The organism is Clostridium sp. (genome assembly GCF_016650095.1).
Classification (GTDB): domain Bacteria; phylum Bacillota; class Clostridia; order Clostridiales; family Clostridiaceae; genus Clostridium_AD.
Map to the genome: position 1 here is coordinate 1 of NZ_JAENWL010000133.1, position 8,635 is coordinate 8,635.

9 protein-coding genes and 1 pseudogene are annotated in these 8,635 nt (G+C 31.4%); 3 read left to right on the forward strand and 7 right to left on the reverse strand.

All coding sequences use genetic code 11. The features are described 5' to 3' along the window. The 4 genes from JJE11_RS09505 to JJE11_RS09520 all read right to left on the reverse strand — a co-directional run. Nucleotides 1–234 (reverse strand): transaldolase family protein (locus JJE11_RS09505; protein WP_291634931.1); only part of this gene is annotated, 234 nt, incomplete at its 3' end. A 2-nt stretch (nt 235–236) separates the two neighbouring features. Further along, nucleotides 237–1,106: a sugar nucleotide-binding protein gene (locus JJE11_RS09510; RefSeq protein ID WP_291634933.1), complete on the reverse strand. Its 870-nt coding sequence runs from the start codon at nt 1,104–1,106 to the stop codon at nt 237–239. Between the two features lie 36 nt (nt 1,107–1,142). After that, entirely contained in the window at nt 1,143–1,967 is an 825-nt protein-coding gene (locus JJE11_RS09515; RefSeq protein ID WP_291634935.1) for a [formate-C-acetyltransferase]-activating enzyme, read from the reverse strand. 11 nt (nt 1,968–1,978) lie between these two features. Beyond that, a complete protein-coding gene (locus JJE11_RS09520; RefSeq protein WP_291634937.1) occupies nt 1,979–4,279 on the reverse strand; it encodes a formate C-acetyltransferase in 2,301 nt (766 codons plus the stop codon). Between the two features lie 211 nt (nt 4,280–4,490). Between JJE11_RS09520 and JJE11_RS09525 the strand changes: the two genes are divergently transcribed. The 3 genes from JJE11_RS09525 (at nt 4,491) to JJE11_RS09535 (ending at nt 6,760) form a co-directional block, all read left to right on the forward strand. After that, entirely contained in the window at nt 4,491–5,252 is a 762-nt protein-coding gene (locus JJE11_RS09525) for a DeoR/GlpR family DNA-binding transcription regulator (RefSeq protein ID WP_291634940.1), read from the forward strand. 79 nt (nt 5,253–5,331) lie between these two features. Continuing rightward, nucleotides 5,332–6,372, forward strand: coding sequence for a Gfo/Idh/MocA family oxidoreductase (locus JJE11_RS09530; protein ID WP_291634943.1), 1,041 nt, complete (start codon nt 5,332–5,334; stop codon nt 6,370–6,372). After that, complete coding sequence (locus JJE11_RS09535) at nt 6,347–6,760, forward strand: 23S rRNA (pseudouridine(1915)-N(3))-methyltransferase RlmH (protein ID WP_291634945.1); 414 nt, start codon at nt 6,347–6,349, stop codon at nt 6,758–6,760. Before JJE11_RS09530 ends, JJE11_RS09535 begins: the two co-directional genes overlap by 26 nt. Nucleotides 6,761–6,897: 137 nt before the next feature. Here JJE11_RS09535 and rlmH read toward each other — a convergent pair whose 3' ends face one another. The 3 genes and pseudogenes from rlmH to JJE11_RS09550 form a co-directional block, all read right to left on the reverse strand. Then, nucleotides 6,898–7,359, reverse strand: a complete 462-nt coding sequence (gene rlmH, locus JJE11_RS09540) for a 23S rRNA (pseudouridine(1915)-N(3))-methyltransferase RlmH (RefSeq protein ID WP_291634947.1) — start codon at nt 7,357–7,359, stop codon at nt 6,898–6,900. A gap of 178 nt (nt 7,360–7,537) precedes the next feature. Beyond that, nucleotides 7,538–8,335, reverse strand: a complete 798-nt coding sequence (locus JJE11_RS09545) for an ABC transporter permease subunit (protein WP_291634949.1) — start codon at nt 8,333–8,335, stop codon at nt 7,538–7,540. A gap of 47 nt (nt 8,336–8,382) precedes the next feature. Beyond that, nucleotides 8,383–8,635: pseudogene (locus tag JJE11_RS09550) on the reverse strand (ABC transporter permease); the annotation flags it as partial.

The following is an 8,635-nucleotide window of genomic DNA, read 5'->3' on the forward strand; positions in this document are numbered from 1 at the left end:
TACGCTATTTAAATATTCTGCTTCTTCCACCATTTTTTCAGCAGTTAAGCTAACAGCTTGAACATGAAGCATTGACTCATTACCTATAATTTTTCTGATACCTTTTAAAATATCTAAAAAGCTTTTGTTTTCTTTGGAAATGATTGTTGGATTAGTAGTAACACCAGCCATAGGGTACAAGTTGTAAGCCCTTTCTATAGCCTCTAAATTTGCAGTATCAATTATATATAACATAATTATCTCACCCTTATTTTAAATTCTTTTAAGCATTTTTTAATTCCATCTTTTGATTCAGAAAACTCTAGACCATAGCTTTTAATTTTATCAGTACATAATCTTATATCTCTAGTATGTTCTTTATATTTTTCTAAGTCTACCTCTAATAATTCATTTATTCTATGTTCTAAACCCACTTCTTTAAATATTAAAGAGCATATATCATAACGGCTTAAACTATTATGACTCCCTACATGATAGATACCATAAGGAATTTCAAATATCATTGGAAATTGGTCTATAACTTCATGAACATAAGTTAGGCCTCTATATTCATTTGTTGTAACCAATGCTTTTTTGCCCTGTAAAATATCAGTCAAGGTACCCCAAAGTATATTAGGGGACATACCACAATTCCGTTCAGGAACACCGAAAAGCCAAGTGAATCTTAAAATCCAAATTTCATCTAATATTTCTTTTAATAAGCCTTCAGCTTCAAGTTTATTTTTACCATACATTGTATCGGGACAAGGAGTAGCATCTTCAGTATATGGGCCGCTTTCAACATTGCCATTAAAAACCTGCTCAGTACTAAGGAATATCATTTTAGAATGTACTTCCTTGCAAGCTTTTGCAACATTTAAAGCTCCAGTGACATTAATTTTATAGGCCAGTTCTGGATTATTGTCACAAAATTCCGTACTTGCTTTGGCCGCTGCATGAATAACATAATCAGGATTAAAATTTTTAAAAATTTCATTTACCTTTTTTTCGTCAGTAATATCAAGAAAGGATGAACTTGCTGAGAGAATTTTATATCTGTTTTTATATTTTTCAGTAAATCGTGTACTAAAAAAACCATTTCCACCTGTTAATAATATTTTTTTCATTTTAACACCTCATCTTATAAATTTTTAATTCTCTAATTACAAACCACCAACAACAACTTTAAGACCATTATTTCTCATTTCATTTGCTATCTTCTCTATAGCTTCAGGGGAAGGAGGATCTATATCTTTAAGTTCATAATCCACATTCAACAATTTATATTTATTGCTTCCATACTGATGAAAAGGTAGAAGGTGAATAATAGTCAGGTTTAAACTTTTAACAAAGATAATTATTTCTTTTATATTTTCATCATCCATGGTATACCCTGGAATCAGAGGAACTCTAGGTATAACTTTTTTATTCATGTGAGCCAAGGTTTTAATGTTATTTTTTATTAGATTTATATCTGCTCCAAGTATTAGTTTAGATTTCTCTTCATCCATTATTTTAAGATCATATAAGATTAAATCTAAATAAGTTGCTAGGTTAATAAGGCTTTGGGGATTCCCTTGGCCACTAGTTTCTATTGCAGTATTTATACCTAGACTTTTTAGCTGTTTAAGTAACTCTATTGCAAAGGCACTTTGAGATAAAACTTCACCACCTGAAAGGGTTACCCCACCACTTGATGTACGATAGAAAATCATATCTTTCTGAACTTCTGTAATGACTTCCTCTACGGTCATATATTTACCAAATTCCGTAATTGCACCTGTTGGGCATTCATCTACATTAAAGCTACAGTGCTTGCAGTGGATGCATTTACTTTTCATTTTCACTGTTTGAGGCTTATAGCTTTGAGATTCAGGGTTGCTACACCAAGGGCATTTAAGAGGGCAGCCTTTAAAAAATGTAATTGTTCGAATCCCTTCGCCATCATGTAAGGAATATCTTTGAATATTTAGTATTAATGCTTTCATTTAATCACTTCCTATAAATCATGCTGCGTTCGCCTTATGATATCATCTTGAATTTCACGGCTTAGTTCTATAAAAAAAGCACTGTAACCGGCTACTCTTATCACTAGGCCCTTATAATCATTTGGACTAGCCTGAGCACTTTTTAGTGTTTCAACTGAAACTACATTGAATTGTATATGCTGTATTTTTAGCTTCATAAAAGCATATAAAAAATCACATAATTTATGAATTCCTTCGGCACCTTCTAAAGTTTTAGGACTAAATTTAACATTTAATAGACTTCCATTTGTTGTTAAGTAGTTATCTAGTTTGCTTACGCTTTTCAGCACTGCAGTAGGACCAAGAACATCTCGACCTACCATAGGAGACAAGCCCCCATCTGCAAGTTGTTCTCCAGACTTACGTCCATCAGGAGTTGCACCTACAGCTTTTCCAAGGGGAATATGAGCTGATACTGTATAAGAACCAGGTACAAAATTTCCACCTCTAGGAGTTACGTGTTTTTCTACTGCTTTTGAGTAATATCTGAGAATTTCTGCACTGAGGTTATCTACTTCATCGTTATCATTTCCGAATTTATCATACTTATTAATTAAGCTAACTCTAAGTTTTTCATTTTCTACACCCTCAAAATTACACTCTAGAGCCTTTGTTAGAGCACTCAATGAAACTCTTTTTTCATCATAAACAATCTTCTTTAGAGCATAAAGAGAATCGCTTAAATTTGCGATACCAATACCTTGCACACCTGAAAAATTATATTTTGCGCCACCATAGGTTATATCTTTACCAGTTTCTAGACAATTATCGATTAAACATGAAAGTAATGGAACAGGTGCAAATTCTTTATGGGATACATCGACTATATTTGAGCCGTCTACCATAAGCTTAACATATATATCAATCTTTTCTTTTATATTTTGGATTATTTCATCAAAGGTAATATTATCATTATTTCCAAGTTCTCTTAGAGAAATTTCCATTATTTTTAACAAATTGAAAAGTGCAATATCATGTAGTCCATAAGTTTTTCCAGGAAGTGAAAGTTCAACACAACCAACCACAGAATAATCTCTTGCATCCTCTAAACTAACATCTCTATTTAAAAATCCTGGTACTACGACTTCGTCGTTAAAAATTTGAGGTATTCCCGTACCAAGTCTCACAGTTTCAGCAGTTTTCCTTAAAAAAGCAGGCTCTATAAGTTCATTTATACGTACACCCAAATTTGGTTGGGGAAGACGGATATCTTGATAGGTATCTAGAGCAAGATAAGATAGGGGATTAACTGCAGAGCGACCGTTCTCTGTTAGTCCTCCAAGGGTTATAGTATACCCCGTTGGGAATCCAGCAAAATAGGTAGCACTATTGCTACTTCTAATTAGAACTACATCATTGGTTTTAATCCATAAACAAGTTAGTGTTTCTCTTAGGCTTTCCTCAGTTATCCCACTTTTAAGGTCATTCTCATAAAAGGGATACATATACTTATCAAAACCACCAAGGGACAAGGAACTAGCATTGGATTCATATTGTAGAATTACAGATAAAAACCATAATAGCTGAGAGGCTTCATAAAAAGTTTCTGGTTTTCCAACTGAAATTTTTGTTGAAATTCTAGCAATTTCTAAAAGTTCCGCCTGTCTTCTTTTGTTAGGCTCTTCCTCAGCCCTTAGTTTTGCAAGTGTTGCATATCTTAAAATATGTTTTTGAGAAGCATTAAGAGTTATTATTGATGCTTCATAGAAGTCGCTTCCTGGGTGATTTTTAGATAGTATTAATGTTTCATTAATTATCTGTCCTAAACCACTGTTTAATAATTTCTCGAAATTCGGAATTATATGTCCTTGACCTTTATCAGTTTGATTGAGTTTGAAAATATCTAAATTCACAGGAACGCGAACTTCAGGAGTGAGTCTTTTATTAATAAAGTCTTTAAGGGATTTACCGGTCCAATAAGGATAAAGAACTTCTCTATAAATTTTCTTATCTTCTTCAGATATAAAGAAGGGATCTTGTGGTCTACTTTCTAATGTATCAAGTTCATCATTAATCCAGTAGGGATCCATTTCAGGAGAGATTATTCCACTCCTAGGTTTTGGAGTTCTATTACCAACTATAAGTTCTTCATCTCTTATAGATATTTCTACATTCTTTAGGATGTGTGCAGTTGCTTTCGCCCGTCTAATAATTGAGCCTTCGCCTTCAGTTTCTTTATAGCTTTCTGTATACAGTAGAGCTCTTTCAATGGATACTTCTCTTTTACTTTCGAAGAGTCCACTTTTGAGTTTTTGAATTCTATTACTAATCAAATTACTTATCTCCTTTGTATAGAATTTTTGTTTATTTTTTATGGTTCCCTAGTTTTACTTATAAATTATTGTTTTTTATTGTTGTTTATTGTTTGTACTTATTGTATAATGAAAGTAAGAATAATTCAATACTTATTAAAAAAATGTTTAATTGTTTTTTAAGACAAAGAAATATTTTGTGATACATTCTATAGGATAAGGTGGAGATACTTTGTTTGCTGAGGAAAGAATAGAAAAAATCATTGAGCTATTAAATGAAAATGCAAAGGTAGTCGTAAAAGATTTAAGTAAAAAATTTGATGTAACAGAAGATTGCATAAGAAAAGATTTAAAAACATTAGAAAAACAAGGAATTCTTAAAAGAACTTATGGTGGTGGAGTATTAAACAGGAAGCCTGCTCCACATAATGATATTCTAAGTAGAAAGAATATTAATTTAGAAGGTAAATTAAAAATTGCAGAAAAGGCATTTGAACTTATGCAGTCAGGAGAAACAATTTTTTTAGATATATCATCTACAAATATACTAATTGCAGAGAAAATTGCAAATGGGAATAAAAAACTCATAGTTATAACTAATATGATTGATATTATTAGAGCCTTTTTAAATTGTAACCATGTTGATGTAATAGGTACTGGCGGCATCTATGATAAAGAACTAAATGGATTTGTAGGATCCACAGCTATAGAGATTATATCTAGACATAAAGTAACCAGAGCATTTATAGGCAGCTGTGGCGTGAATATGTTTGATAAAAGTGTTACAACTTTTGATATGGAAGATGGTAATACGAAAAAAGCTATTATTCACTCAGGAAAAAAAGTTTACCTAGTTATGGAAAACAAGAAATTTCAATATGATGGAACCTATAAGTTTGCAGACATTTATGATGTAAATGCAATTATTGTAGATGAAAAGCCTGATGAAAAAATCTGTAAAGAATTAGATAAAATCAACGTAGATTTAATTTAAATAGTAGTGAAGATACTGAACATCTGCGCAAGTGATGATTTAATATAAAAAGAGACTATAGAGAGGAAGGTATAAACCTATGAAGAAAATAAATTTTGCAATAATAGGCTATGGAAGCATAGCAAAAACTCACGCATTAGCAGTCTATGATGCTAACTTAAGGTTTTCACTTCCTTATGAGTTGAATTTAACACATATAGTAACTAGAGAACCTAAAAATATTCCCATAAGTGGGGTTAAAAATGTTACCAATATTGAAGAAGTACTTAGGAATGAAGAGATTCATTTTATAGATATATGTACTCCGAATGATTCACACTTTGATATTGTAAAAAGTGTAGCTCAATATGGCAAAGCTATTTACTGTGAAAAACCTCTGTCATCTAGTGGCAGTGATGCTATGGAAATGGCTAAGATTGTTAAGGATAATAATATAATGAATTCTGTAGCCTTAATATATAGATTTATGCCATCTTTAACACTATTAAAAAGAGAACTCCAGAAGGAGAGTATAGGACAGATTATAGATTTTAAAGTGAGAACCTATCATGATAGTTATTTAAACGAAAAGAAAAAGGATACCTGGAGAACTGGTAAAAAATCTGGTGGAGGAGCACTACTAGATTTAGGGGTGCACCTAATTGACATGATACAATTTACTATTGGGGAAATAGAAGAAGTAGATGCTAAGACTAGGATTTACTTTAAAGACAGAGCAGAAGTTGATGAAATTGCAAACTGTGACTTTGCATTAAAAGGCGGAGTTCGTGGAAGCTTAGAGGTTTCACGAATATTTACTGAAAGAGAACTCACAGACGATTTCGTAGTCTACGGTACAAAGGGTAGCATAAAAATTAATTTTAACAATCCTTATGAAATAGAAATATATAATTATGAAAACAATTCTACACAAATAAAAAATGTACCAGGGGGAGATATTTTGTTAAAATATTATGCTGATAAAAGAAACTCCTTAGGCTTCTTCCAAAATTGTCATACAGCCTCCCTTATAAACTTTGCAAACAAAATATATAATAATTCAATGGAAGGCATTGGCGCTAATTTTGAAGACGCATTAAAATGTCAGAGAATCATTGATAAGGTGTATTATGAATTTTAAAATATATATAACTGGTGATAAACTAGAAAAGTTTTTTGTTGAAGCTATTAAAGAATATGAGAAGCGTTTGAGCAGATATTGCAAAATTGAACTGCTATATTTTAAAAATAAAGAACAACTCTCAAAGAAACTATTGGATAAAAGCTATAAAATATTACTTTCTGTCAAAGGAGAAAACATTTCTTCTGTTGGACTTGCATCAAAGATTAGTTCTTTGGGTCTATCTGGCATCTCAGATATAGCTATCATTATCGGAACCGATCTACCCCATGATGAAGCATTAGCCTTAAGTCCTATGGAAATGGACTTGGGTTTACAAACTACTATTATATTCGAGCAAATTTACCGTTCATATCGTATTATCAATAATGAAGCATACCACAAATAAAAGGTGACTTGTTAAAGTCACCTTTCTTAAATTCCTACTACAGCATTAAATAATTTTCTGTTTCCCATATGTAATACAAACTTTACTTTTTTGTATAATCTGCAATATTAGTTTTAAAGTATGGTGTGATAAGCATCCTAACTTATTTTTCTGAACCCTCTATAAACCTGTTCTAGTAGCATCACTCTAAATAATTGATGCGGGAAAGTCATCTTTGAAAAGCACAGTTTATAATTAGATTTTTCTAAAACAGCCTTAGATAACCCGAGCGATCCACCAATGACAAAAGCTATATTACTTTCGCCCCTAATTCCTAAATCCATTATATAATTTGACAACTCCTCAGAGGATATCATATTTCCCTTTAGCTCTAGAGCAATTACAAACATATTATCCTTTATGCTCTTAAGAATTGCCTCACCTTCTTTTTCTTTTATTAAAATCTCTTCTTTTTCAGATGCATTATCTGGAGTTTTCTCATCACTTAATTCAACAATGCTCAGTTTACAGTATCTAGATAATCTTTTTGTATATTCATCTATAGCACTTTTTAAATATTTCTCTTTTATTTTTCCTACACAAATTATAGTTATGTTCATTTTAAATCTCCTTAATCATATATATGCACTATGCAACTTTAAATCATCATCTACGTTACTTTCACATTAAGATTGTCATAAATATAATATACCATTGCTTACTACATTACAAATTTACGTGCATAAAAATAAATAACATGGAGTAAATCTCCATGTTATTTATTTTTTTATAGCATTCCTATATATTCATATCTCTTTTTTCATAAGAAACATATGTGATGTACACCATTGCAGAGATAATTATAATTGACAATATTACAAAATTCCATTGAAGTCCACCGCCAAACATTAAATTCTTGGCTTCAAAATATTTAAATGGCGTTAGGTATTTCAAATAATCAATTTTGCCGCTTATGTCTATAACTATTGATAATATAAAAGTGATTAAAAGCACTGCTGTGGATATAGATGTAGCTGCCTTTGAGTTTTTATTTACAGCAGCTATGGCTGTGCCAATAACCATAAACATAATTTGCAAAATAAACATTCCAATCATCAAAATTACTATGTCTGCACTTACAGATTCACCATTTCCGTATTTACCTACTATAATTATTGATGAAACCAAAGTGATAATATTAAATATTAAAATATTCATTGTGGCGGCCAATAGTTTTGATGTAATAATCTTTGTTCTTGAAATTGGTTTTACAAGTAAAAATTCCGTAGTCTTATCTCGTTCTTCCTTTGAAATTATATCAGCACCAATCATAACAGCATGCACCGTTGCCATAAGCACTAAATATAAAAACAGCACTCCATAAAAACCACTGGCCTTTGACAAATCTAAAGTACCTACTCCCATAATAGCTTTCATAGAGTTTGGCATTTGATCCATTAACTCGTTCATAGATTGTCCTGAAGATGACATTCCTACATATTTACCCATACCCGCCGCAACCATAAATAATATACCAAAAGCCCATATAATAATGCTTTTTCTATGTGCCTTCATCTCTACACTAAATATATTCATAACCTGACCTCCTTTTATTCCTTATTACTATGAATTATTAGTCCCATTTAAACAGCATGGACATCCTTTTTACAATACACAAAGTAACTAGCTGTAATTGCTAAAATCACAAATATTATTTCTATTATAATATATAAAGTCTCATAACTAGAATTTTGTATGATGTATCCTGTATCATAATACTTAAAGGGAGTAATATAGCTCATAGCACCATCTCCTGTAGTCGATGCAAGCATTCCAATAATAAAGAATGTAAATACAGTACCAAGAGAAATTGGTAGCACTGATTTAATCTTAGGA